Origin of the sequence: Nocardioides sp. 31GB23 (assembly GCF_040012395.1) — a bacterium.
Classification (GTDB): Bacteria; Actinomycetota; Actinomycetes; order Propionibacteriales; family Nocardioidaceae; genus Nocardioides; species Nocardioides salarius.
In genome coordinates, this window is record NZ_JBDYKJ010000002.1 from 52,362 (window position 1) to 76,428 (window position 24,067).

Consider the following 24,067-nt stretch of genomic DNA (forward strand, 5'->3'; position numbering starts at 1 on the left):
CCCGGATGGTAGTGCGGTGGCCGGCTCAGGGCAGGTCGGCGCGCAGCATCGCCACGCTCATCCGCACCAGGTTGTCGACGAACTCGTCGGTCGCCAGCTGCGGGCGCCCGGGCTGCTCGCGGTCCATCGCGCGGGCCCGGTCGCTGATGGCGCGCAGCAGGAAGCTGGTCATCAGCGCGATGCGCTCGTCGGTCAGGTGCTGGGGCATGGCCGGCATCCGCGCGCGGATCTCGTCGAAGACGGCCCACCCGCCGGTGCGCTCGAGCGCACCCCGCACGTCGGGGTGGATGTCGATGCGCTCCTCGGCCACCAGCTCGGCGACGATCTGCACGTAGTGCCGACCGCTGCTGCTGGCCTCGGCCAGCTCGGTGGTGGGCCGGGCTGCGGCCTCGACGGCCGCGCCCAGGTCGCCGGGCCGCTCCTGGGCGAGCGCCAGCAGGGCGAGCTCGCGCTCGGCCAGGAACGACGCGTGCTGGTCGAGCACCGCCGCGACCAGGCCCTCGCGGGAGCCGAAGTGGTAGTGCACGGCGCCACGGTTGCGCTGGCCGGCCTGCCGGGTGATGTCGAGCAGGGACGCGTTGGTCGTGCCGTGCTCGGCGAAGGCCCTGCTGGCGGCCGCGATCAGCAGCTGCCGGGTCTCGACCCCCGCCTCGGACGCCATGTCAGACCCGCGGGACGAGTCGGCCCAGCAGGCTGCCCATCCGCTCCGCCGCGGCCCGCCCGGCCTCGATGACCTCCTGGTGGTCGAGGGGCTGGTCGCTGATGCCGGCGGCCAGGTTGGTGACCAGGCTGATGCCGAGGACCTCCATCCCCGCCTCGCGCGCCGCGATCGCCTCGAGGGTGGTCGACATCCCGACCAGGTCGGCGCCGAGCACGCCGGCCATCCGCACCTCGGCGGGCGTCTCGTAGTGCGGGCCGGGGAACTGTGCGTAGACGCCCTCGTCGAGGGTCTCGTCGACCTCCTTGCACAGGGCGCGCAGACGGGCCGAGTAGAGGTCGGTCAGGTCCACGAAGGTGGCCCCGACGATGGGGGAGCGGCCGGTGAGGTTGAGGTGGTCCTTGATGAGCACCGGGGTCCCGGGTGTCCACGCCTCGTTGAGGCCGCCGCAGCCGTTGGTCAGCACGATGGTCGAGCAGCCGGCCGCGGCCGCGGTGCGCACCGGGTGCACGACCGCGGCGACGCCGCGGCCCTCGTAGTAGTGGGTGCGCGAGAGGAAGACCAGCAGGTTGCGCTCGCCGGAGCGCACCGAGCGGATCTTGCCCGAGTGGCCGGCCACCGCCGCGGCGCTGAAGCCGGGCAGGTCGGTGGTCTCGATCTCGGCGGTCGCCTCGCCCAGCGCGTCGACGGCGGGCAGCCAGCCCGAGCCGAGCACGAGCGCGACGTCGTGGCGCTCGACGCCGGTCAGCTCGGCGAGGCGCCGCGCGGCCGCCTGGGCGAGGTCGTACGGCGTGTCGCTGGGGGTCTCGCCGGGCGTGTCGGTGGGCGTGTCGCTGGGGTTCACGCCGTGAGCCTAGACGCTGGGGGTCCCCATCGTCAGACCCGTCGTCGGAGGCCCGTCGTCAGAGGCCCGTCGAGCGGCAGGGCCGCCGGCGCAGCGCCGCGACGTAGTCGTCGGGGGCGGCGGCCGCCTCCGCGGCGTCGGCCAGCACGCCCAGGTGCAGCGCCGAGGGCAGCCCGCCCTCGTAGGCGTCGAGGACGTAGGTCCAGGCCACCTCCTCGCCGTTCATCGTCGAGACCCGCACCTTGGTCTTGCGGTAGAGCCCGGAGTCGGCGGACTCCAGGGAGTCCAGCAGCCTGGCGTCCTCGGGCGTCACGTCGTAGAGGGCCACGAAGACCTGCTCGAAGGGATCCTGGACCAGCGTGGGCAGCGCGCCGTCCCAGCCGTGCTCCTCCCCGCCGAAGGTCAGGCGCCACCCTCCGAGCCAGCCGGTGGTGCGCAGCGGCGAGTGCGGGCAGCGCTCGCCCATGCGGGCCGGGTCGAGGTTGGTGCCGTAGGCGGCGTAGAGGCTCACGACACCGAAGGCTAGACCGTCGGGCGTCGGCATTAGGGTGGTGGGCGTGACCCACTTCGATGTTCTCGTTCTTGGTGCCGGCCCTGGTGGCTACGTCGCGGCGATCCGAGCGGCTCAGCTCGGCAAGTCGGTGGCGGTCGTGGAGGAGAAGTACTGGGGCGGTGTGTGCCTCAACGTCGGCTGCATCCCCTCCAAGGCCCTGCTGCGCAACGCCGAGATCTCCCACCTGATCACCCATGAGAAGAAGACCTTCGGCATCGAGGGCGACGCCACGATGTCCTTCGGCCCGACCCATGCGCGCAGCCGCAAGGTGGCCGAGGCCAGCGCCAAGGGCGTGCACTACCTGATGAAGAAGAACAAGATCACCGAGGTTGACGGCTGGGGCACCCTGACCGGCACCAAGGACGGCAAGCACGGCATCGACGTCAAGGGCGCCGACGGCGAGGTCACCTCCCACACCTGCGACGACCTCGTCATCGCCACGGGTGCCAAGACCCGCCTGATCCCCGGCACCGAGCTCAGCGAGCGGGTGGTCACCTACGAGGAGCAGATCCTCACCGACCAGCTGCCCGGCTCGATCATCATCGCCGGCTCGGGCGCCATCGGCGTCGAGTTCGCCTACGTGATGGTCAACTTCGGCGTGAAGGTCACCATCGTCGAGTTCCTCGACCGGATGGTGCCCACCGAGGACGCCGACGTGTCCAAGGAGCTGCTCAAGCAGTACAAGAAGCTCGGCGTCGACGTGATGCTCTCGACCAAGGTCGAGAAGATCGACGACTCCGGCGAGAAGGTCAAGGTCACCGTCACCAAGGACGGCCAGGAGCAGGTGCTCGAGGCCGACAAGGTGATGCAGGCCATCGGCTTCGCGCCGCGGGTCGAGGGCTTCGGCCTCGACGCCACGGGTGTCGAGCTGACCGAGCGCGGCGCGGTCGCGGTCGACGCGCGCGGGCGCACCAACGTCGACGGCGTGTGGGCGATCGGTGACGTCACCGGCAAGCTGATGCTGGCCCACACCGCGGAGTCGATGGGCGTCATCGCCGCCGAGACGATCGCCGGTGCCGAGACCGTCGAGATCGACTTCGACATGATCCCGCGGGCGACCTTCTGCCAGCCCCAGATCGCCTCCTTCGGCTACTCCGAGGAGCAGGCCAAGGAGAAGGGCTACGACGTGAAGACCGCGCAGTTCCCCTTCTCGGCCAACGGCAAGGCCCGCGGCATGGCCGAGAGCGTCGGCTTCGTCAAGATCGTCGCCGACGCCGAGCACAACGAGATCATCGGCGCCCACATGATCGGCCCCGAGGTCACCGAGCTGCTGCCGGCGCTGACGCTGGCGCAGAAGTGGGACCTCACCGCCGACGAGGTCGCCCGCAACGTCTTCGCGCACCCGACCCTGTCGGAGGCGATGAAGGAGGCCGTCGAGGGGATCGCCGGCCACATGATCAACCTCTGAGACACCCAGCGACGCGCGGAAGGAACAGATGAGCGACAAGGTCGTCATCGTCGGGGGAGGCCCCGGCGGGTACGAGGCGGCGCACGTGGCCGCCCAGCTCGGGGCCGAGGTGACCATCGTCGACCGCGACGGTCTGGGCGGCTCGGCCGTGCTCACCGACTGCGTGCCGAGCAAGACCCTGATCGCGACCAGCGAGGTGATGAGCGAGGTGGCCGAGGCCGCCGAGCTCGGCATCACCTTCAACGACCCGCAGGGTGACGCCGCGACGGCGATCAAGGTCGACCTGGGCCGGGTGAACCGTCGGGTTAAGCAGCTGGCCACCGACCAGTCCGGCGACATCCGCCGCCGCCTCGAGCGCGACGGGGTCGAGCTGGTCGTGGGCCGCGGTCGCCTCGACGGCCCGGGACGGGTCGTGGTCACCGACGACGAGGGCGCCGAGTCCGTCCTCGAGGCCGACGCGGTGCTGATCGCCACCGGCGCCGCGCCGCGGGTGCTGCCCACGGCGCAGCCCGACGGGGAGCGGATCCTCACCTGGGAGCAGGTCTACGACCTCGACGAGCTGCCCACCGAGCTGATCGTGGTCGGCTCCGGCGTCACCGGGGCGGAGTTCGCCAGCGCCTACCTGGCCCTCGGCGTGCCGGTCACCCTGGTCTCCTCGCGCGACCGGGTGCTGCCCGGCGAGGACGCCGACGCCTCGCTGGTGCTGCAGGAGGTCTCCGAGCGCCGCGGCATGAAGGTGCTCTCGAAGTCGCGCATGGAGTCGGTGACCCGCGACGGCGACGTCGTCACCGTCACCCTCACCGACGGGCGCACCGTGCAGGGCTCGCACTGCATCCTGGCGCTCGGCTCGGTGCCCAACACCGCCGACCTCGGTCTCGAGGAGTCCGGGGTGGTGCTCAAGGACGGTGGCTTCGTCAACGTCGACCGGGTCTCGCGCACCTCCGCGCGCGGCGTGTACGCCGCCGGCGACTGCACCGGGGTGCTGATGCTCGCCTCGGTGGCCGCGATGCAGGGCCGGATCGCGATGTGGCACTTCCTCGGCGACACCGTGCACCCCCTCGACCTCAAGAAGGTCTCCTCCAACGTCTTCACCGCCCCCGAGATCGCCACCGTCGGCTGGTCGCAGCAGGCCGTCGACGCCGGCGAGATCCAGGCCGAGGTCGTGATGCTCCCGCTGGGCGGCAACCCCCGGGCCAAGATGCAGGGGGTGCGCGACGGCTTCGTCAAGCTCTTCTGCCGCCCCGGCACCGGCATCGTCGTCGGCGGCGTCGTGGTGGGCCCCCGCGCCAGCGAGCTGATCCACCCGGTGGCCCTCGCGGTCGCCGAGTCGATCACCGCCGACCAGCTGGCCCAGACCTTCACCGTCTACCCCTCGATGAGCGGCTCCATCGCCGAGGCCGCCCGCCGGCTGCACCGGGTCTGACGCCGCAGGGTCCCGGGTGGAGTTCGAGCTCGAGGGGCCTGTGGTCGAGTGGCGCGGTCCTGCGCCGTTCTACTTCGTGCAGGTCTCCGCCGAGGACTCCGAGGACCTCAAGGAGGCGGCGAAGGGCGTGGAGTACTGGGGCCAGGTCCCGGTGCTGGCCCGCCTGGGAGACGTCGAGTTCCGCACCGCACTCTTCCCCAAGGGCGGCCGCTACCTGGTGCCGCTCAAGGTCGCGGTACGCCGGGCGGCCGGGGTCGAGCACGGTGAGGTCGTGACCGTGCGGCTCGACGTCGTTCGCGGCTGAGGTGGATCAGACCGGCAGACCGTCCTGACGAGCCTCACGCGACACGCCGACGGCGGCGTACGGATCGTCAGGACGGCTGCAGCACCCGCTCCTCGTGGGCGTGCCGGCGCGCGGTCGGCGCGGCGCGACGGCCGGTCGCGACCAGCGCCAGCCACACCGTGAACCACAGCTCGGCGACGACCGAGGGCACCGCGACGATCGCCAGCATCAGGTCGGCGTACGCCTCGTAGTCGCTGAGCACCAGGTGCACGACGGTGTCGGTGGCGTACGCCGCTCCCGCGAGCACCAGCAGCCACGCCAGCGGGCGCGGGGCGCCGGTGGCCCGCAGCAGCAGGAGCCCGACGAGCACCAGGTGCACGCCGAAGGCCGAGAGGCCCACGACCCACAGGAAGTCGAAGGACTGCAGGGCCAGCGGCACCGAGCTGTCCGCGGCCCCGGGAGTCTCGACCAGCTCGAGGGCCACGAAGAGCGCCACCATCGACGCGCCGAGCAGCACCGTGTAGGTCAGCCGGAACCACGCCGCGAGCAGCGCCAGGTCGGGCTGGACCGCGCGCAGCAGCACGAGCAGCGCCCAGGCGATGACCACGTCGAGCAGGAAGATCGCCAGGAAGGCGGCCGCCCCCAGCCGCATGGACGTCTCGTGCTCGACGAGCGCCGCGGCCGTGGCGGGGGCGTCGCCCGGGTCGAGCACCTGGTCCAGCGCGATGAAGTTGGCGAAGATCGCCAGCACGAACAGCAGGGCGTAGGAGACCGCGGCCCAGCCGGCGGCGGTGCGCGCCGAGGTGCGCGGCGCCGTGGTCGCGGCGCTCACGGGGCCACCACGATCTTGCCGCGCACGTGGCCGTCGACGAGGTGGTCGATCGCCTTGGCGGCCTCCTCCAGGGCGTAGGTGCGCTCCAGCACCGGTCGCAGCTCGCCCCGGTCGGCCATGTCGGCCAGCGTGGCGAAGTCGGCGGCGGTCTCCTTGCTGAGCAGCGAGGTCAGGCGCTGGCGGACGAAGGGGGAGAGCGCCATCGCGCCGAGCTGGCGGTGGGTGCCGCCGAGCCAGCGGTCGCCGCCCTCGCCGCCGGCGATCACGAGCGTGCCGCCGGGCGTCAGGCAGCGGCGCAGCAGCGAGAGGCGACGCAGTCCGGCGAGGTCGATGATGACGTCCCACTGCTCACCGGTGGCGTCGATCTCGTCGCGCGTGTGGTCGATGACGCGGGCCGCCCCCAGCGAGCGCACCAGGTCGGCCTTGGCGCCGCTGGCCACGCCGGTGACCTCGGCGCCGCGCGCGGCCGCGACCTGCACGGCGTACGACCCGACGCCGCCGGAGGCGCCGATGACCAGCACCCGGTCGCCGGCCTCGACGCCGGCGCGGCGGACGACCTGGAGGGCGGTGGCGCCGGAGACCGGCAGGGTCGCTGCCTCCTCGAAGGAGAGGCTGGCGGGCTTGCGAGCCAGGCGGCTGACCGGGACGACCGCGAAGTCGGCGTACGAGCCGTTGGCGGTGCCGATCACCTCGTCGCCGATCGCGAACGACGTCACGTCGGCGCCGACCCGGTCGACGACGCCGGCGACGTCGCGGCCCACGACGGGGAACTTGGGGCGGCGCAGCCCGAAGGCCAGGCGCACGGCGTAGGGCTGCCCGGCCATCAGGTGCCAGGTGCCGCGGTCGACTCCCGCGGCGCGTACCCGCACGAGCACCTCGTCGGGCCCGGGGGTGGGGGCCTCGATCTCGGTGAGCTGCAGGGTCTCGGTGCCGCCGTAGCGGTGCTGCGTGATCGCACGCATCGTGATCTCCGTTTCTTACGTCGTAAGGTTGTGGTGCCCACCGTAGGCTTACGGTGTAAGTTCAGTCAAGGACCAGATCGGGTATAGGAGGCACGGATGGGCAGGAGCGGCCTGACTCGGGCGGGCATCGTGGCGGCGGCGGTGGGGGTCGCCGACGCAGAGGGGGTGGCGGCCCTGTCGATGCGCTCGGTGGGCAAGCGGCTGGGGGTGGAGGCGATGTCGCTCTACCACCACGTGGCCAACAAGGAGGACCTGCTCGACGGCATGGTCGACGCGGTCTTCGCGGAGTTCCACGCCCCCGAGGTCGGGGGAGCGTGGCGCGAGGAGATGCGCGCGCGCCACCACTCGGCGCGCGCGGTGCTGAAGAAGCACCCGTGGGCGGTGGGCCTGATGGACGCGCGCCGCAACGCCGGCTTCGAGACCCTGCGCCACCACGACGCGGTGCTCGGCTGCCTGCGCGAGGCCGGCTTCTCGTTGGCCCTGACCGGGCACGCCTTCGCCGTCCTCGATGCGCACCTGTACGGCTTCCTGGTCCAGGAGCTCAGCCTGGCCTTCGACGGCGAGCAGGACCTCGCCGAGCTGGGGGAGCAGATCCTCACCGCGCTGCCCGAGGGCCAGCTGCCCTACTTCCGCGAGTTCACCCTCGAGCACGCGCTGCAGCCGGGCTACGCCTTCGGCGACGAGTTCGAGGTCGGTCTGGAGCTGCTGCTCGACGGGCTCGCGGCCCGGCTCGAGGGGTCCTAGTCTGTCGAGATGCCCGACGACGAGGTTCTGCACCGCGCGCTGGCGCACGCCCGGGCCTGGCGGGCCGGCGCCCCCGAGCACCCCGTGGGGCCGAGCGCCGGCGTCGAGGAGATGCTCGCGACCTTCGGGGGCCCGCTGCCCGAGCAGGGCAGCGACCCCGCCGCGGTGGTCGACGAGCTGGGCGTGGGCGCGGTCCCGGGGCTGCTGAACATCCAGTCGGGCCGGTTCTTCGGCTGGGTGATGGGCGGCACCCTCCCGGCCGCGCTGGGCGCCGACTGGCTGGTGAGCGCCTGGGACCAGAACGCCGGCCTGCGCGACGCGATGCCGGCGGTCGCGGCGCTCGAGCAGGTGGCCGGGGCGTGGATCCTCGAGCTGCTAGACCTGCCGCGCGAAGCCGACGTCGGCTTCGTGACCGGCGCGACGATGGCCAACTTCACCGGGCTCGCCGCGGGCCGGTTCGCGGTGCTCGACCGCGTCGGGTGGGACGTTCACCGCGACGGGCTGACCGGTGCGCCGCGGGTGCACGTGCTGGTCGGTGCCGAGCGGCACGACACGGTCGACCTGGCGCTGCGCTACCTGGGGCTGGGCGCCCCGTCGGTGGTGGCGGCCGACGACCAGGGCCGGATGGACCCGGCAGCCCTGGCGGCCGCGCTGGCCGACGTACCCGACGGGGCGCCGCTGATGGTGTGCCTGCAGGCGGGCAACCTGCACTCGGGTGCCTTCGACTGCTTCCTCGAGCTCGTCGCGGCGGCCCACGACCGGGGCGCCTGGGTGCACGTCGACGGCGCCTTCGGGCTGTGGGCGCGGGCGACGCCACGACTGGCCCACCTCGCGCGCGGGGTCGAGGCTGCCGACTCGTGGGCCACCGACGCCCACAAGACCCTCAACGTCACCTACGACTGCGGCGTCGCGGTCGTGCGCGACCCGGTGGCGGTGCGCAGCGCGATGGGCGTGCACGCGAGCTACCTGCCCGACGCCGTCGGCCCCGGCAACCCCTACGAGAAGGTGCCCGAGCTCTCGCGGCGCGCCCGCGGCGTGCCGGTGTGGGCGGCGCTGCGCTCGCTGGGCCGCACCGGCGTCGCCGCCCAGGTCGACCGGCTGGCCGAGCGGGCGCGCGGCATCGCCGACGGGCTGGCCTCGGTGGCGGGCGTCGAGGTGCTCAACGACGTCGTCTACACCCAGGTCTGCCTCGCCGTCGGCGACGGCCGCACCCAGGAGGTCTGCGCCGAGCTGACCGGCTCGGGCGAGGTGTGGATGTCACCGTCGCGCTGGCAGGACCGCGACGTCGTGCGCGTCTCGGTCTCCAACGCCGCCACGACCGACGACGACGTACGCCGCACGGTGGCGGCGGTGCGCGCGGCCGTGGCCGGGTGCGGGGGCTAGGAGGGGAGCAGCCTCCAGTGCCCCTCGGAGACCACCTCGACGGTGCCGTCGACCACCACGATGGCCGTCTGGTCGTCGATCGCGTAGGCGGGCCCCGCGATGTCGGCCGCCCACTGCTCTGCCTCGGCCATGGAGTTGCCCGGCATGCCGTCCCTGGCGAGGTGCGGGCAGATCGAGAAGTCGACGAGGCCCAACGTGCTGTCGTCGCCGCCCGGTGGCCGCCACTGGATGAAGTCCTCCCCGACCTCGGGGGTCATCACCATGCTGCCGGCGCTCAGGCCCACCCAGGTCGTCTCCTCCAGCGAGGACAGCAGGTCGGCCAGGCCGGACTCCCGCATCCAGTGGCACAGGTACAGGACGTCCCCTCCCGCGGCCAGCAGGACGTCCGCCTCCCTGACCAGGGGCACCCAGTGCTCCTCGTGGATGCTGGGCAGGGCGGTGAGCTCCAGCACGCCGACGGACCGCCAGCCCAGGTCGACCATCGGGTTGCTCGACCTCCCGCTGATGAACTCCCAGGCCTTCACACCGGGACCGACCGACGGGTGCCCGTACTGGGCCGTGGGGATGCAGAGGGCGGTGGACTCGGCGATCGGCTTGCCCACGAGGTCGACGAGCGCCTGACGGATGCTCGTGTTGGTGACGCCCCCGGAGGTGAGGAGGAGCTTCACCATGCCTCCCGGCGGGTCCGTGGGTCGTGCGCGGCGGCGGCCGGGCTCATCCGGCCTCGACCTCGGAGCGGTCGCCCGACCAGAGGGTGTGGAAGACGCCGTCGCGGTCGGTGCGCCGGTAGGTGTGGGCGCCGAAGAAGTCGCGCTGGGCCTGGATCAGCGCGGCGGGCAGGCGCTCCGAGGCCAGCGCGTCGTACGACGCCAGCGCGGAGCCGAAGGCGGGGGCGGGGACGCCCGCGGTGACGGCGAGCGCGACGACGCGGCGCCAGGCGGCCTCGCCGTCGCGGACGGCCTCGGCGAAGTAGGGGTGCGCGAGGAGGGTGACCAGCGACGGGTCGTCGTCGTAGGCCTCGGCGATGCGGTCGAGGAACCTGGCGCGGATGATGCAGCCGCCGCGCCAGATGCGGGCCATCGCGCCGAGGTCGATGTCCCAGCCGTGCTCCTCGGCGCCGGCGCGGATCAGGTCGAAGCCCTGGGCGTAGGCGACCACCTTGGAGGCGTAGAGGGCGGCGCGCACGTCGTCCTCGAAGCCGTCGGGTGCCGCGGGCACCTCGGGGCGGTCGGTGAAGGTGCGGCGCACGGCGTCGCGGTGCTCGGCCGACGAGGAGAGCGCCCGGGCGAAGACGGCCTCGCCGATCGCGGTGGTCGGGACGCCGAGGCCGAGGGCGTTCTGCACCGTCCACACGCCGGTGCCCTTGGAGCCGGCGTGGTCGAGGATGACGTCGACCAGCGGCCCGCCGGTCTCGGCGTCGTCCTGGCGCAGCACCTCGGCGGTGATCTCGATGAGGTAGGACTCCAGGTCGCCCTCGTTCCACTCGGCGTAGACGTCGGCGAGCGAGGCGGGGTCGTGGCCTCCGATGCGCCGCAGCAGGTCGTAGGACTCGGCGATGAGCTGCATGTCGGCGTACTCGATGCCGTTGTGGACCATCTTGACGAAGTGGCCGGCGCCGTCGCTGCCGACGTGGGTGACGCAGGGCTCGTCCTGGGCGACCGCGGCGATGGAGCGCAGGGCGGGGCCGATGGCCTCCCAGGCCTCCTTCGAGCCGCCGGGCATCAGCGAGGGGCCGTTGAGCGCGCCCTCCTCGCCGCCGGAGATGCCGCAGCCCACGAAGTGCAGGCCGCGCTCGCGCAGCTCCTCCTCGCGGCGGATGGTGTCGTGGAAGTCGGCGTTGCCGCCGTCGATGATGATGTCGCCCTCCTCGAACCGCTCGGCGAGCTGCTCGATGACAGCGTCGGTGCCGGCGCCGGCCTGCACCATGATGATCGCCGTACGCGGCGTGGCCAGGGAGGCGACGAAGTCGTCGATGGTCTCCGCAGCGACGAAGCCGGCCTCGGGGTGCTCCTCGACCAGCGCGTCGGTCTTGGTGGTGGTGCGGTTGTAGACCGCGACCGTGTTGCCCTCGCGGGAGGCCAGGTTGCGGGCGAGGTTGGAGCCCATCACCGCCAGCCCGATGACGCCGATGGTGGCCTCGCCGCTGGTCTGGGTGGTCTGCTCGGTGTCGCTCACAGTGCTCCTCGAGTGGTCGGTGGCGTGCTCCTCTCGACGGTAGGAGGTGCTACCCAGTCGCCGCCTCGCCCTGCCGGTGGTGGGCGCGGAACTGCTGGGGGCTGGTGCCCGTGTGGGAGCGGAAGGCGGTGTTGAAGGCGGTCAACGACCGGAAGCCCGAGCTGTGCGCCACGTGGCTGACGGTGCTCGTGCGCCAGGCTGGGTCGAGAAGGCGCGACACGGCACGCTCGAGCCGCTGCTCGCGGATCATCTCGGCAGGGCTGGTCCCGGCCCGGCGGGTCGCCTTCTGCAGCGAGCGCAACGACGTCCCCAGCAGGGCGGCGAGGTCGTCGGGACCGAATCCGGGTGAGTCCGAGCGCTCGCGGACCAGGGCGAGGGCCTGGGCCGGGAGGTCGGTCGGCTCACGTCGGGGCAGCACCAGTGCTGCCGCCTCGCAGGCGCGGAGGAAGGAGTCGGCGTCGAGGTCGGCGCTCTGTGCCGCGACCTGGCGGAGCATGGCCGCGAAGACGGCACCGGGGCCCCGGCCCAGGTCCCAGACCACGGGCCGGTCGGCGGGCTCCGCGCGCCACCAGGCCCGCGGCAGGCTCAGCACGAGCGCGTGCGCGTGGGCGTCCTGCACGAGCTCGAAGTCGCGCTCCATCGACACCGCGCCGGCCAGCCCGGGGGAGAGGTCGTGCCGGTCGCCGGCCGCGACGATGCGCACCGTGCCCGCGGTCGGCAGGACCACGCGGAGGCTGTCGTCCCCGTCGTGGTCGACGTCTCGCGCCTGCCGGCGGTAGCGCACGGCGTCCGACCAGAACTCCACCAGCTGGACCGCCCCGCACCGCTGCACCTTCGTGCCGCCGCTGAACCCCGTCGGAGAGCCGAAGTCGAGGCTCAGGCGGCCGTGGTTGTCGGTGACGTGGTCGCGCCAGGCGCCGGCGCGAGCAGCCGGCGAGAAGGCGGCGGTGTCGGTGCCGCCGACGAGGTAGTCCACGCTCACGACGAGCACCTGCGGGGCCGTGCGTGCATCCGTCCTCCTTGGGCGCGAAACGGTGAGACCGACCCGAGCGGCATGACTACCGTCACATCGTAGGAGCACCCACCCGACGTACCGGAGGAACTGTCATGGAGCACGTGGAAGTCAACGGGACCCGCCTCGCCTACGTGGATGCGGGGCCGCGCGACGGCGAGGTGGTGCTGCTGAGCCACTCGCTGTTCTTCGACCACTCGATGTTCGAGCCGTTGAGCGCGCTGCTCAACGCGGCCGGCTACCGCACCGTCGCGTACGACCACCGGGGCCAGGGCGAGAGCGCTGCGGCGTCGGCGCGTGAGGAGCTGTCGATGGACAACCTCACGACCGACGCGGCCGCGCTGATCGAGGCGCTGGGCATCGGGCCGGTGCACGCCGTCGGCAACTCGATGGGTGGGTTCATCACGCTGCGCCTGGCGGCGCGCCACCCCGAGGTGGTGCGCACGGTCGCCGCGCTCGGCGCCTCGAGCGAGGAGGAGCACAAGCTGGAGGAGTTCGCGCCCCTGGTGGAGATCCTCGGCCAGGGTGGAGGAGCCCCCGTCATCGACGTGCTGCTGCACATCATGTTCGGCGACGCGAGCCTCGCGGCGGGCGGGCCGGTGGTCGAGCACTGGCGCGAGAAGATGACCGCGCTCGGGCCCTCCATCGGGGATGCCGCCCACCAGGTCATCCACCGCACCCGCATCGTCGAGGAGCTGGACGGCTGCCGGGTGCCGGTCCTGGCGATCGCGGGCGAGCAGGACCACGCCTACCCCCAGCCCATCTCCGGGGAGAACATCGCCCGGGCCGCCGGTGGACGGGACGAGACCGTGGCCGACGCCGGTCACTCGCTGGCCCTGGAGAAGCCGCAGGAGGCGGCCGACCTCCTGCTGCCCTTCTTCAAGTCGGCCTAGGGCTTCCTGCGTACGACGCGCCGGCGCAGCGTGGGGGAGGAGACCACCTCGTAGCCGGCGTCGAGGAAGACCTGCAGCAGCCCCACCGACGCCTCGTCCCAGATCACGGTCTTCCCGGGCTCCGGCTCGGTGGGGTAGCCCTCGAGCACCCGGGCGCCCACGTGGCGCCCGTGCTCGACGGTGGCGGCGGCCAGCTCGTACATCAGCCCCTCGCGGCGGAAGCCCTTGCGCACCACGAAGCAGGTGACCGACCAGACGCCCTCGAGGTCGGGGTCGGTGCGCATCCACGCCTTCTGCCGGTTCCAGATCCGCGGGTAGTTCTCCCGCGGCTCGACCGCCACCCAGCCGGCCGGCTCGCCGTCGACGTACCCGATGAGCCCCGAGGTCGGGCCGGACGTGCCGCAGGCGGTCTGCTCGAGCAGGGCGGTGTCGCGCTGCTCCTGGGTGGAGTCGCGCCAGATCCAGCCCGCCACCTTCAGCCCCTGGCAGCGGCACTTGCGGGCGCCGCCGGCGGCGAAGACCGCCTCGACGTCCTCGGTCGTGGCCTCGTTGGCCGGTCGCCAGGTGAACTCGGGCATGCCGGATCGTCTCAGTCGCGCCAGAACAGGTGGTGGACCACGCCGTCCCGCCCGGGTACGACGTCGCGGTGGTAGCGGTCGAGCAGCTCGTCGGGGGAGTCCCAGAGCCGCGTCCCGCCGCCCAGCTCGAGCGGTGCCACCGAGACGTGGAGCGTGTCGACGAGCCCGGCGTCGAGGAACTGCCGCACGGTGGTGGCGCCACCACCGAGACGGACGTCCTTGCCGTCGGCCGCCTCGAGGGCGCGCGCCAGCACGGTCGCGGGGTCGCCGCCCAGGAAGTGGAAGGTCGTGTCGGAGAGCGTGAAGGACGGCCGCTCGTGGTGGGTCATCACGAAGACCGGGGTGTGGAACGGCGGCTCGTCGCCCCACCAGCCCTGCCACTCGTGGTCGGTCCACGGGCCGCGCTGGGGGCCGAACTTGTTGCGCCCCATGATCTCGGCGCCGATGTCGCGGTGGAACTCGCGCACCAGGTAGTCCTCCAGGCCGCGGCTGCCACCGCCGTCCGCCCGGCCGGGCCAGCTCGCGGTGCCCAGGGCCCAGCCGAGGAGGGTCTGCGGGTCGGCGTGGCCGAAGGGGCGCTCGAGGCTCTGGCCCTCGCCGGCGGCGTACCCGTCCTGAGACACCCCGAAGTTGTGGACCCTGACCAGCTGCGTCATCGCTGCTCCTCACCGCAGATGCGTGGTTGACACGATGGCAGACCGGGCGGGCGCGCCGCACTCATCGCTGACGCGTCGAGGGTCAGGCGTCCTCGGTCAGGGTCGTGGGCGGCAGCCAGTCGGCGCCGAGCAGCTCGGCGAGGTCGGTGAGGCCGGTGGTGTCGCTGCCGACGGTGTCGGAGGCGGCGGCGATGCGCTCGACCATCACCCTGCCGACCTGCTCCTCGACGGTGCCCTCGGCGTAGGCGATGTGCCACGGCGAGACCTGGTGGTCGCGGTGGGTGCGGCCGGTGACCTGGCGCCCGGCGATGCCGGAGAAGCGGGCCTGGTGGAAGACGCCGACGCGGGGCTCGGTGCTGGCCTGGCGGCCGTCGGCGAGGCTCTCGCCGGCGTGCAGACTGATGGAGGCGACGGTGGTGAAGACGCAGACCTTGGCCTGCCCGGTCTGGAACCGCAGCCGCTCGGCCTCCGGGTCGAACCGGTCGCGGCCGTAGATCGTGGCGACCTCGATGCCGGAGTCGCGCAGCCGGTCGGCGATGGGGTCGGCGGCGGTGGCGACGAACTCGACCGAGCAGCCCACCTGCCGCTCGGCCTGCACCTGCTGGGCGATCCAGTCGACGGTGGAGTCGACGCGGATCAGCCCGGCCTTCTGCCGGAAGCGCAGCAGCGCGGCCCGGCCCTTGGCGGTGTTGCGGCCGCGGCGGGCGATGTCCATCTCGCGGCAGAACTCGCCCCACTCGGCCTCGTACGCCGCCCGCTCGGCCGGCGTGAGGGTCACCGGCATGCCCGAGATCGGCACCGACCCCCACGGGGCGGCGCGGTGCAGCATCGCCGGGGGCTGCTCCTCGTCGAGCCAGCCGCGCACCAGTTTGAGGTCGGCGGCGCGGCGGGCCGGGTCGGTGGTCCAGGTCGCGCCGTAGCGACCGTGCTCGACCTCGACGCCGTGGCGCTCGAGCGCGGTGGCGAACGCGACGCCGGGCTGCGTGGCCGAGGTCCACTCCTTCATGGGCTCGTCGAGCACCTGCGCGTAGGCCGGGGCGAGGTAGGGCAGCTCGAGGGGCGTGTGGCCGGGGGTGGCGGTGGTGGCGATGACGAACGGCGCCTTGTCGTGGGGCTTGGCGTGCCCGGAGATGCGCGCCCAGAGCTTCCACCGCTTGGTCGTCGTACGCCGCAGCGCGTGGGCCTCGTCGGCGATGATCACGTCCCAGGTGTGGTCCTTGACCTTCTCGAGCCGGTCCCAGGTGATCACCACCCACTCGAGCCCGCCGTCGCCGAGCGCGGTGATGGTGCGGCACCAGTGGCCGATCGTGATGGCGGCTGGCCGGTCGGCGACCACGAGCACGCGTTGCGCGCCCCGGAGATCGCCGACCGCCGTCGCTCCGAGGACTGCCGAGATCGTCTTGCCGACGCCGGGCTCGTCGGCGAGCAGGAACTGCCGCCCGCCCGCCGCGGCCCGCTCGGCGATCGCGTCGGCCGCCTCGAACTGGAGCCGGCGCGGCTCGAGCGAGTCGGTCGGCTCGGGGGAGGGCGTCGGGTCGTTGGGGTTGAGCGTGTTCTCGATGAACCGCCCCAGCGTGTGTGGCCCCGGCGCGTACGGCGCCAGGTGCGCCGGCAGCGCGCGCCCGACGTGGAGGTGGGTCTTGACCGCCGGGTGCCAGCTCGCGCCGTCGACTTGCGTCCCGTACGGCACGTCCAGCACCCACACCCGCTCGCCCGGCCCGGCGACGGGCAAGGGCCGGGGTGCGCTGCTCTTGCGCGAGCCGCCGCTACGTCGACGCGCACCGGATCGACGAGAGTTGGCCATCCGCTGACGCTATCGGGGCCGCGACTGGGAACCGGGTCGGCACGCCAAGTCGAGTTCTCCGATGATGGCTCCATCGCGGGGCTAGGGTGCCGAGCACTGGTCTTTACTTTCGCAAGGGGAATCGCGTGGCTGAGGAGTCCTGGCATGAAGCTCGTCTGATCCCGACCTCAGGGATCTCTGGGGTGGAGGAGCAGGAGCGACGAGCGACCTCGGCCCTGCTGGCGGTCATGAGCGTCGTCAAGGAGTTCGGCCGTGCCCTGCTCGGTCCGGTCGGGGCCATCGCTGGCAACGTCGAGACGTTCATCGAGGTCCCGTTCGCTGTGGGCGACGGGAGGAAGGTGATCCCGGACGGCCTGGTCAGGGTCACCCGCGGCCAGCGTTCCTGGACCGCGCTGGTCGAGGTCAAGACCGGCAAGAACGAGCTCGACACCGCGCAGCTCGAGAACTACCTCGACGTCGCCAAGGAACAGGGCTTCGATGCGCTCATCACGATCAGCAACGAGATCCCGGCGGTGGCAGGTCAACACCCCACGAAGGTCGACAAACGGAAGCTCAAGAAGGTCGCGCTCCACCACTGGTCCTGGACCTACATCCTCTCGACGGCGGTGATGCAGAAGGAGCATCGCGGCGTCACCGACCCGGAGCAGGCGTGGATCCTGGGCGAGCTGATCAGGTATCTGGAGCACCCGCGTTCGGGGGCCATGGAGCTCGAGGACATGGGTTCCGCCTGGGTGCCCGTCCGCCAGGCCGTGACAGCCGGCACGCTGCGCGCCAACGACCAGCAGGTCCCTGAGGTGGTCGCACGCTTCGACGCGCTCCTCCGGTACACCGCGCTGCGCCTCGGCAGGCAGCTCGGCACCGACGTCCTCCACGTGCTCAGCCGCAAGGAGCAGGCCGATCCCTCGCTGCGGGCGCAGGCGCTGACGGCGAGCCTGGTCGAGAACGGCTGCCTCGCGGGCACCATCCGTATCCCGCACACGGTGGCACCCCTGGAGATCCGGGCGGATCTGCGCGCCGGACGCATCACCGCCTTCCTGGACATCGACGCCCCCAAGACCGGGAGGCCCGCCACCCGAGTGAACTGGCTGGTCCGGCAGCTCAAGCACGCCCCGGAGGGGGTCCGCATCGAAGCCTTCGCGGTGGGCGCGCGAGGGCCCGGTGCGACGGAGCTCTTGGCCAAGGTGCGTGAGGACCCCTCCTGCATGGTCGCGGATCCCAAGCGGGACCTACGTGGTTTCCGGGTCGAGATCAGCGCCCCGCTGGGCACCAAGCGTGGCCGCGGCCGTGGGGCCTTCATCGACTCCGTCATCGACCTCGTCGACGACTTCTATACAGACGTCGTCCAGCACCTCAAGGCGTGGACCGCTTCGCCGCCCAAGATGCGTGAGACACCGGCCGAGGAGCCCGACGTCAGCCCTCAGCTGGTCTCGACGTCGCTCTCTTCGCAGGACGGACAGGACGAGGCGTAGGGGCGGACGGGCGGGTGAGAGCTGGTGGGTGCCCAGCGGCTCTGTTTCCATGAGCCATGGCTTTCGACCCGCCCGCTGCACGCGACCTTTCCGGCGCAGAACCCTTCGATGGCCTTGACGCATCCGTCGTTGACTTCTGGAGGTTCGCGATGAGCGACCTCCGCACCAACAACGTCCGGGGTTACCTGGCCGAGTTCCTCGTCGCGCGCGCCGTGGGCTCGACGAGCCCACGGGTGGAATGGGCCCCATGGGACGTGACTGCGCCAGACGGGACCAGGATCGAGGTGAAGTCGTCTGGATTCCTCCAGTCGTGGGCACAGAGGAGGTTGAGCACTCCGAGGTTCCAGGTCTCGGCGGCCTACGGATGGGATGCAGGGACGGGCGCCTGGTCCGAGGAACAGGGATTCAACGCAGACGCCTACGTGTTCTGCCTCCACACGGCGAAGACTCACGATGAGTACGATCCGCTCGCCCTTTCTCAGTGGCAGTTCTACGTCGCGGCACGCCAATCGATCGAGGACCTGGCCGGAGCCGCCATGGGCCTCCCAAGGCTCGCGAGGGTCGCCGGTGACCCAGTGCTCTATGCGGGCCTGCGGGACGCGATCGCTGTCGCCGCAGAGAGGACTCGGCTCATCAACTGGTCATGACCGACCTGTGTGCGAGGCGTCCGGCACGTGGCGTCACGACGCAGGTACTCGATGGGCGTCAGACCCTCTCGAGATCTTCGGCAAGCCGCACGACTGCGTCGCCTATCGCAGAGGAGGCCTCGATGAGTCTGTCGGACGAAACACGTCCGCCGTCGACTTGGAGCGACCGCAGGATCGCCTTGACCCGGGCGCTCTCGGCCGCGACGGCGCGGTAGATGGGCGACTGGTTGTCCCCGTTCGCGGCTGCCAGGGCTAGTTCCGCAACCTCGATGAACTTGGCGTTCATGACGTCGAAGTACTGCTGGAGGACCGCGACGATCTGCGCCTGGTTCTCGAACTCGGCCGGGTCGAAGGCGTCGTCGCCGCCAGCGCGGTCGTGCAGAACCTGAGCAGCGTGGTTGCAGGACTGGACATCGCCGCTCTCGTTGTAGGTGAAGAGCGCCACTGCGGCATCGTTGGCGTACTCCACCGCGGCCTTCGTGTAGCCGGACAAGCTGTAGAAGAGCGCTGCTCCGCGACCGTGGGCGGCTCCGCGAAGTTGCTGGATGACGGGAGCGCCGATCGGCGTCGCGTAGTGCTTCACCTGGGCCACTGCATCGGTCGCCCGGACGTCGAGGCCGCCGTCCGCGCCTGGAGGAGTCATCTTGGCGTCCTCGAAGCCGAGCTTCTGCATGTGCCAGGCCGCGAGGGCCTCGGCCTGCTGCCAGGAGGAGACGGCAGGACCGGCCTGTTCGTCAGGCACGGCTTCGATCTGCGGCGCGTCGCGTTCGAGGGCCGGGACTTGCTCAGCCGGGACAGACACCGCCCGCGTGGGAACATCGTCCTGGGGAACCGCGACAGGCATCGGGCTAGGTGCAACCGGGGCAGCCGGCACCTGGGGCGCGGCGATGGGCGGCACCGGCTCTTGGGCAGACCGCCACCGGAGGTAGTCACGGTTGACGAAGAGGCCATAACCGATGAGGACGAGCCACAGGACCGCCGCGTAGCCTGCGCCGACCTCCTGCATGAGCTCGACGGGCGTCAACAGCAGGACGAGGCCGAGGAGGCTGAACGCGGTCGTGACGAAGGCGCGGCGCTTCCAGGCGGTCGAGCGGACACGGACGGCGCAGTAGATGAAGCCGATGCATGAGAACGATCCGACTCCCAAGGCCACCGCCAGGAGCCAGGCACTATGGCGGACCTTCCACGCGAGGCTGCGAGTGGCGAAGGAGGCGGTGTCGGACATGCGGGAAGTCTGTCAAACACTGCCGACACTCGTCCGACAACGTTGGCTGTCCCCCCGCTGGGTAGCAGCGTCCCGCCCGCTCAGCCGGCCGCGCGGATCGAAGCGGGATGCTTGTTTCGTCCTCCATCTCCCGGCGCGACACTCGCGGCGGAAAGACGCACCACATCGTTGGCAACCGTGGCGGCACGACGGCCAACGGTGTTCGCCGTCGTGCCTGAAGCGGTGGCTGACCATCGACGAGCGGAAGCCACGCGGCCCGGTGGCTCGGGCTAGCCGGTGGGCGAGTCCGAGGCGCTTCGAGGCCAACAAGCCAATCAAGCTTTTCGAGCAGGAGAACGAGGTCTGCGCCGGGCGGCTGCCTATCTCGCGCGGGCGCATCTGCCGGGTAAATGATGTACCCGATCGTCCGCGAGCTGGCCGTCGACGCGATTCCCGTCGCGGTGACGTGCCGGATGCTGAAGATCGCCCGCCAACCGTACTACCGCTGGCTGGCCTGTCCGGTGACCGTAGCCGCTGGCGGCGGCCTACCGAGCGAACGCGTTGTTCGATGCCCACCGCGACGACCCCGAGTTCGGGTACCGGTTCCTGGTCGACGAGGCACGCGTAGCCGGTGAGCCGATGGCGGAGCGGACCGCGTGGCGGATCTGCTCGCAGCGCGGCTGGTGGTCGACGTTCGGCAAGAAGCGCGGCAAGAACGGCAAGAAGCCAGGGCCGCCGGTTCACGACGACCTTGTGCGCCGTCACCGACGACAAAGGCTCGGGTTCGGCACGAGTTCACCGCGCGTCGTTGTTCCGGCGGTGTACCGCGACCCCTTGACAGAGTGAGGGCGGGTGGCGCAAGCTCGGTGGTACACCATCGGAACAACGGGAGTCGTCGTGAAGTTCTACACCTCCACCAAGAGTCGTAACCAGGGCCGCGAGAGTTGGTCCGTCATCTTCCGCCATCCCACGCGACTCGATGCTGGTACTGGCAAGCCGGGGCGGCGGGTCCGTCGAGGGCTCGGCACCACCGACGAGGCGGAGGCGACTCGGCTGATTGAGCAGCTGAACGAGATCCTGCGGACGCCGGAGCTCTGGGAGCCGACGGCGAGGGCAACCGCCAACGGCCGCTTCGATTCGCGGGTGGTCGACATCTTCTACGACGGGCTCGAGGCCACCAAGGTGGACTTCCGCGAGCTGCGGGAGGCGATCCTGCCGCTCCCTACGGCGGACGGAGGTTACCGCACGGTGCTGCTACTCGGTACCACCGGTGCCGGCAAGACCACGGTCGCCCGCCAGCTGCTCGGTACGGACCCGGCGATCGAGCGTTTCCCGTCGACCTCGACCGCCAAGACCACGGTGGCCGACACCGAGCTGATCACCACGGGTGGGGGCCTTTACCGCGCGGCGATCACGTTCGTGCCCCGCGACGAGGTGATCGACTACCTCACGGAGAACGTCTCGGAAGCAGCGCTGGCGGCCTACCGCGGCCGCAGTGATGAGGAGATCGCACGGCTGCTCCTCGACCACGTGAACCAGCGCTTCCGCTTCAGCTACGTGCTGGGCAGGGGAGCGCCGCAGGACGAGGACGACCTGGCGGACGACGCGGTGGAAGACGACGCAGTCGACGAGGACGACATCGATCCGGATGAGTACGGACAGGTCGATCTGGCCGTCACTGCGGAGGTGATCGCCACTGCCGTGACGCGTGTGAAGGCTGTGGTCGAGCGGCACGCCAGCAACGTGATCGAGAACCTCGCCGACATCGAGGAGGATGAGCGCGTCCTGGCCGAGTACATCGAGGAAAGCCTCGACACGGACCTGCGCCAGTCCGACGAGTTCCACGAGATCGTCGACTCCCTGGTCGATGAGATCGAGAAGCGCTTCGCCACCCTCGAGGTCGGCGAGCTGAAGCGCAACCGCCAGGGCTGGCCGATGACTTGGTCTTGGGAGTCGGAGGACCGTGCAGCGTTCATTAAGGTGGTTACGCGCTTCTCCAGTAACTACGCGAAGCTGTTCGGACGTCTCCTGACGCCGCTGGTCAACGGCATCCGGGTGAGTGGGCCGTTCGAGCCGGAGTGGGCCTCGGAGCCGGTTCGGCTGGTGCTGGTCGACGGGGAGGGGCTTGGGCACACCCCGAAGTCGGTCGCCACGCTCTCGACCCACGTTGCCGAGCAGCTCCAGGAGGTCCACGCTGTGCTGCTGGTCGACAACGCCGCTCAGCCGATGCAGGCGGCCCCAGTCGCGGCCTTGAAGGGCATCGCAGTGTCCGGCAACGCGTCGAAGCTCCACATCGTGTTCACGCACTTTGACCAGGTGCAGGGCGACAACCTGCCCACGTTCTCCGCCAGGGAGCAGCACGTGCTTGCGTCGGTTGAGAATGTGCTCAAGGCGATCGGCGACGAGCTCGGCCCCTCGGCGGAGCGGGTGCTGCGTCAGCGGCTCGACCGTGCTCGCTTCTTCGTCGGCGGCATCCAGGACAAGCTGGACGCGAAGCGGAAGCTCGGAGCCCGCTCGATCAAGGAACTCGACGACCTGCTCTCGCTGCTCGCTCACCCGGAGCAGGCTGCTGCAACCGGTCCCAGCCGTCCGGTGTTCGACCGCATGAACCTGAGTCTCGCGGTCATGGAAGCGGCCAGAACGTTCCACACCCGGTGGCACGGTCTGCTCGGGCTGGATCTGAACCCCGATGCACCGAAGGAACACTGGACCCGCGTCAAGGCGCTCAGCCGGCGTCTGGCCGAGGGCTGGAGCGATGAGTACGACAACCTCAAGCCGGTCGCGGACCTGCGCTACCACCTCCAGCTGCAGGTGTACCTGATGCTTCAGCGCCCGGTGCGCTGGGAGAACGGCGAGCCGAGCGACGATGAGAAGCAGGCCATCATCGACGCGATGTCCAACGCCGTCACGAACAGGCTCGTCGAGCTGTCCAAGCGCCGGCTGGGGGAGGACGTCAGGCTGGGGTGGCAGGAAGCCTATGCCCAGCGGGGCCCGGGCTCGACGTTCGTCCGCGCGCGCATCATCGCCTCGGACGTCTACGACCGAGGCGCTCCTGTCCCCACCGTCAGCGCCTCTCCCGACCAGAACCGCTTCCTCAAGGACGTGGCCCAGGTCGTGAGCGACGTCGCGGCCGACTTCAACGTCGTCCTCGAGTAGGGGCATGACCCTGTGGTCAGTACTCACCCGCTGCACCGGCAGGACCGAAAGCCGTCGGCCGAGTGGGGCGTTCGCGAGTTGGCGGTAACCGAGACTACCCCGTTTCGGTCGTCCAGACGTCTTGCTCCCACGACTCGATCGTCGCCTCCTCGGCGTACGGCAAATCGTCGCCCTCTCCGGCGTCCCACGTCGCGGTGAAGGTGAACGTGCCCTGCACGACCGCATCGCCTTGCAGGTCGAGAATGGTGGTGGTCCAGCCGTGGGGGTTGTCGCGGACAAGCGAGGCTGCAAGATGTGACTCGAATTCGCCCGAGAAGGTGAACTCGAAGCGCGCTTTGGAACGTAATGACTCGGCAGCGGTGATGTCGACGCGGAAGTAGTGGGCGGTGGGCGGCCCAGATGTCGTGGGGCCCCACACCTCCTCGTCTCCTGTGCCCTCAAGTGCCGATTGCACCCGGTCGTGGATCTGCTGCCACAGGTCAGCGATCGGCGCCTGGACGACAGTTTGAATGGGCACGCCGCCAAGGGTCTCGAGCAGCTGGGCCGCCCGCTTGGACGAGTACTCGAGCTCGATGGCGGTCTCCAAGAGTTCCCCGCCGCCCACCTCGACCTCGACAACCCTGTACAGGGCAAAGTCGGCGAGGTCGTCCCCTGCCGCCGCCTGTTTGCGCACGATCGATGGCATGTTCTCCTTGAAGAAGGTGCGGGTCTGCTCGTCGTCGAGGTCGGCAGCGCTCAGGGTCACGAACGCCGCGGCTAGTCCACGACGGTTGGTGAACTCGCGAACACGCCGCTCGACTTCCGGCTTGAACCGCTGCGCCGTCCTGAGGTGCGATGCCACGACGGGCAGGTGGGTCATGTCCAGGCTGCCCTTGGTCCCGGGGCCGTTGCAGCGTCCGCAGATCGGTGCCAGGTTCGCCGGGTTGTTGAGGTCGAAGTCGTGCGGGAGTCCCAGGCGCGATAGGGCTTGTTCGAGCGCGCGCCCCCTGAGCGTCTTCGGGATGATGTGGTCGGTCTCGATGTCGGCGAAGTCCTTCAGCTTGCCGCACCAGTAGCACCTGCTCTTGTAGAGGCTGTGCAGCACCGACCGGAGCACATCGGGGTCCTTGCCGCCGTAGCTGATGGCCGAGGTACGGGACGCCTTCCTGTACTCGGTCATCTAAGGCCGCCTTGCATATGCGTGCGGTGACGGCACAGGGCAGAGCTCCACCCTCTGGCGGCCGCGCGAGTCGGGAACACCACACAAGCGTATGTGGGGGTGGCCGGCGGATGTGCCGCCTCTGAGGAGAGCTATGCCGGAGGCGGTCGCATAGCTTTGGCGGCACCCCACAGCGGCGGCACAAGTTGTACACCGGGTGGTCGCGAAGCGCGAGCACGGAACGA

23 protein-coding genes are annotated in these 24,067 nt (G+C 71.0%); 10 read left to right on the forward strand and 13 right to left on the reverse strand.

Annotated features, from left to right (window positions below; translation table 11 throughout):
- Nucleotides 1-25: 25 nt before the first annotated feature.
- Genes ABKW28_RS00885 through ABKW28_RS00895 form a run of 3 tightly spaced genes read right to left on the reverse strand, consistent with a single transcriptional unit; the run spans nucleotide 26 to nucleotide 2,013 of the window.
- Nucleotides 26-661, reverse strand: a complete 636-nt coding sequence (locus ABKW28_RS00885) for a TetR family transcriptional regulator (RefSeq protein WP_193667083.1) — start codon at nucleotides 659-661, stop codon at nucleotides 26-28.
- Between the two features lies 1 nt (nucleotide 662).
- A complete protein-coding gene (locus tag ABKW28_RS00890; RefSeq protein WP_341229029.1) occupies nucleotides 663-1,502 on the reverse strand; it encodes a purine-nucleoside phosphorylase in 840 nt (279 codons plus the stop codon).
- Nucleotides 1,503-1,560: 58 nt separating this feature from the next.
- The gene (locus ABKW28_RS00895; protein WP_193667085.1) at nucleotides 1,561-2,013 is read right to left on the reverse strand and encodes a gamma-glutamylcyclotransferase family protein; all 453 of its coding nucleotides are present in this window, start codon (nucleotides 2,011-2,013) and stop codon (nucleotides 1,561-1,563) included.
- A 46-nt stretch (nucleotides 2,014-2,059) separates the two neighbouring features.
- On the opposite strand from ABKW28_RS00895, the gene lpdA reads away from it, so the two are divergent.
- The 3 genes from lpdA to ABKW28_RS00910 are packed head-to-tail and all read left to right on the forward strand — an operon-like array spanning nucleotide 2,060 to nucleotide 5,190.
- Nucleotides 2,060-3,463 carry a dihydrolipoyl dehydrogenase gene (gene lpdA / locus ABKW28_RS00900; protein ID WP_348605687.1) on the forward strand — a complete coding sequence of 468 codons (1,404 nt, stop codon included), beginning with the start codon at nucleotides 2,060-2,062 and terminating at the stop codon, nucleotides 3,461-3,463.
- 28 nt (nucleotides 3,464-3,491) lie between these two features.
- Nucleotides 3,492-4,886 carry an NAD(P)H-quinone dehydrogenase gene (locus ABKW28_RS00905; protein WP_348605689.1) on the forward strand — a complete coding sequence of 465 codons (1,395 nt, stop codon included), beginning with the start codon at nucleotides 3,492-3,494 and terminating at the stop codon, nucleotides 4,884-4,886.
- Between the two features lie 16 nt (nucleotides 4,887-4,902).
- Nucleotides 4,903-5,190: a DUF1905 domain-containing protein gene (locus ABKW28_RS00910; RefSeq protein WP_348605691.1), complete on the forward strand. Its 288-nt coding sequence runs from the start codon at nucleotides 4,903-4,905 to the stop codon at nucleotides 5,188-5,190.
- Between the two features lie 67 nt (nucleotides 5,191-5,257).
- Here the strand turns inward: ABKW28_RS00910 and ABKW28_RS00915 are convergent, their stop codons facing one another.
- Nucleotides 5,258-6,001: a DUF4386 domain-containing protein gene (locus tag ABKW28_RS00915; RefSeq protein WP_348605692.1), complete on the reverse strand. Its 744-nt coding sequence runs from the start codon at nucleotides 5,999-6,001 to the stop codon at nucleotides 5,258-5,260.
- Nucleotides 5,998-6,963 carry an NAD(P)-dependent alcohol dehydrogenase gene (locus ABKW28_RS00920; RefSeq protein ID WP_348605694.1) on the reverse strand — a complete coding sequence of 322 codons (966 nt, stop codon included), beginning with the start codon at nucleotides 6,961-6,963 and terminating at the stop codon, nucleotides 5,998-6,000. The genes ABKW28_RS00915 and ABKW28_RS00920 overlap by 4 nt, the downstream gene beginning before the upstream one ends.
- A 96-nt stretch (nucleotides 6,964-7,059) precedes the next feature.
- Between ABKW28_RS00920 and ABKW28_RS00925 the strand changes: the two genes are divergently transcribed.
- Both ABKW28_RS00925 and ABKW28_RS00930 read left to right on the forward strand, forming a co-directional pair.
- A complete protein-coding gene (locus ABKW28_RS00925; protein WP_348605696.1) occupies nucleotides 7,060-7,707 on the forward strand; it encodes a TetR/AcrR family transcriptional regulator C-terminal domain-containing protein in 648 nt (215 codons plus the stop codon).
- Nucleotides 7,708-7,716: 9 nt separating this feature from the next.
- Nucleotides 7,717-9,090, forward strand: coding sequence for a pyridoxal-dependent decarboxylase (locus tag ABKW28_RS00930; protein WP_348605698.1), 1,374 nt, complete (start codon nucleotides 7,717-7,719; stop codon nucleotides 9,088-9,090).
- Here the strand turns inward: ABKW28_RS00930 and ABKW28_RS00935 are convergent.
- The 3 genes from ABKW28_RS00935 to ABKW28_RS00945 are packed head-to-tail and all read right to left on the reverse strand — an operon-like array spanning nucleotide 9,087 to nucleotide 12,247.
- Nucleotides 9,087-9,761: a Type 1 glutamine amidotransferase-like domain-containing protein gene (locus ABKW28_RS00935; RefSeq protein ID WP_348605700.1), complete on the reverse strand. Its 675-nt coding sequence runs from the start codon at nucleotides 9,759-9,761 to the stop codon at nucleotides 9,087-9,089. The genes ABKW28_RS00930 and ABKW28_RS00935 overlap by 4 nt on opposite strands.
- Nucleotides 9,762-9,804: 43 nt before the next feature.
- Nucleotides 9,805-11,265, reverse strand: a complete 1,461-nt coding sequence (gene gndA, locus ABKW28_RS00940; protein ID WP_348605702.1) for an NADP-dependent phosphogluconate dehydrogenase — start codon at nucleotides 11,263-11,265, stop codon at nucleotides 9,805-9,807.
- 49 nt (nucleotides 11,266-11,314) lie between these two features.
- Complete coding sequence (locus ABKW28_RS00945; RefSeq protein ID WP_348605704.1) at nucleotides 11,315-12,247, reverse strand: AraC family transcriptional regulator; 933 nt, start codon at nucleotides 12,245-12,247, stop codon at nucleotides 11,315-11,317.
- Between the two features lie 125 nt (nucleotides 12,248-12,372).
- Between ABKW28_RS00945 and ABKW28_RS00950 the strand changes: the two genes are divergently transcribed.
- Nucleotides 12,373-13,170 (forward strand): alpha/beta hydrolase, encoded by a 798-nt coding sequence (locus tag ABKW28_RS00950; protein WP_348605706.1) that lies wholly within the window; start codon nucleotides 12,373-12,375, stop codon nucleotides 13,168-13,170.
- Here ABKW28_RS00950 and ABKW28_RS00955 read toward each other — a convergent pair.
- The 3 genes from ABKW28_RS00955 to ABKW28_RS00965 all read right to left on the reverse strand — a co-directional run bounded on the left by ABKW28_RS00955 (nucleotide 13,167) and on the right by ABKW28_RS00965 (nucleotide 16,208).
- Nucleotides 13,167-13,748, reverse strand: coding sequence for a GNAT family N-acetyltransferase (locus ABKW28_RS00955; protein ID WP_348605708.1), 582 nt, complete (start codon nucleotides 13,746-13,748; stop codon nucleotides 13,167-13,169). The two genes, ABKW28_RS00950 and ABKW28_RS00955, sit on opposite strands and share 4 nt — an antisense overlap.
- 11 nt (nucleotides 13,749-13,759) lie before the next feature.
- Nucleotides 13,760-14,404 carry a dihydrofolate reductase family protein gene (locus ABKW28_RS00960; RefSeq protein WP_348605710.1) on the reverse strand — a complete coding sequence of 215 codons (645 nt, stop codon included), beginning with the start codon at nucleotides 14,402-14,404 and terminating at the stop codon, nucleotides 13,760-13,762.
- A gap of 82 nt (nucleotides 14,405-14,486) precedes the next feature.
- A complete protein-coding gene (locus tag ABKW28_RS00965; protein ID WP_348605713.1) occupies nucleotides 14,487-16,208 on the reverse strand; it encodes a helicase in 1,722 nt (573 codons plus the stop codon).
- 182 nt (nucleotides 16,209-16,390) lie between these two features.
- Here ABKW28_RS00965 and ABKW28_RS00970 point away from each other — a divergent pair, with 182 nt between their 5' ends.
- Nucleotides 16,391-17,677 (forward strand): hypothetical protein, encoded by a 1,287-nt coding sequence (locus ABKW28_RS00970; protein WP_348605716.1) that lies wholly within the window; start codon nucleotides 16,391-16,393, stop codon nucleotides 17,675-17,677.
- 56 nt (nucleotides 17,678-17,733) lie between these two features.
- Nucleotides 17,734-18,324 carry a hypothetical protein gene (locus ABKW28_RS00975; RefSeq protein ID WP_193667100.1) on the forward strand — a complete coding sequence of 197 codons (591 nt, stop codon included), beginning with the start codon at nucleotides 17,734-17,736 and terminating at the stop codon, nucleotides 18,322-18,324.
- A gap of 58 nt (nucleotides 18,325-18,382) precedes the next feature.
- Here the strand turns inward: ABKW28_RS00975 and ABKW28_RS00980 are convergent, their stop codons facing one another.
- Nucleotides 18,383-19,549: a restriction endonuclease gene (locus tag ABKW28_RS00980; RefSeq protein ID WP_348605718.1), complete on the reverse strand. Its 1,167-nt coding sequence runs from the start codon at nucleotides 19,547-19,549 to the stop codon at nucleotides 18,383-18,385.
- Nucleotides 19,550-20,089: 540 nt separating this feature from the next.
- On the opposite strand from ABKW28_RS00980, the gene ABKW28_RS00985 reads away from it, so the two are divergent.
- Together ABKW28_RS00985 and ABKW28_RS00990 are read left to right on the forward strand one after the other, a co-directional pair.
- The gene (locus tag ABKW28_RS00985; RefSeq protein ID WP_348605720.1) at nucleotides 20,090-20,374 is read left to right on the forward strand and encodes a hypothetical protein; all 285 of its coding nucleotides are present in this window, start codon (nucleotides 20,090-20,092) and stop codon (nucleotides 20,372-20,374) included.
- 51 nt (nucleotides 20,375-20,425) lie between these two features.
- A complete protein-coding gene (locus ABKW28_RS00990; RefSeq protein WP_348605722.1) occupies nucleotides 20,426-22,684 on the forward strand; it encodes a hypothetical protein in 2,259 nt (752 codons plus the stop codon).
- A 94-nt stretch (nucleotides 22,685-22,778) separates the two neighbouring features.
- Here the strand turns inward: ABKW28_RS00990 and ABKW28_RS00995 are convergent, their stop codons facing one another.
- Nucleotides 22,779-23,843: a hypothetical protein gene (locus ABKW28_RS00995; RefSeq protein ID WP_348605724.1), complete on the reverse strand. Its 1,065-nt coding sequence runs from the start codon at nucleotides 23,841-23,843 to the stop codon at nucleotides 22,779-22,781.
- Nucleotides 23,844-24,067: the final 224 nt, after the last annotated feature.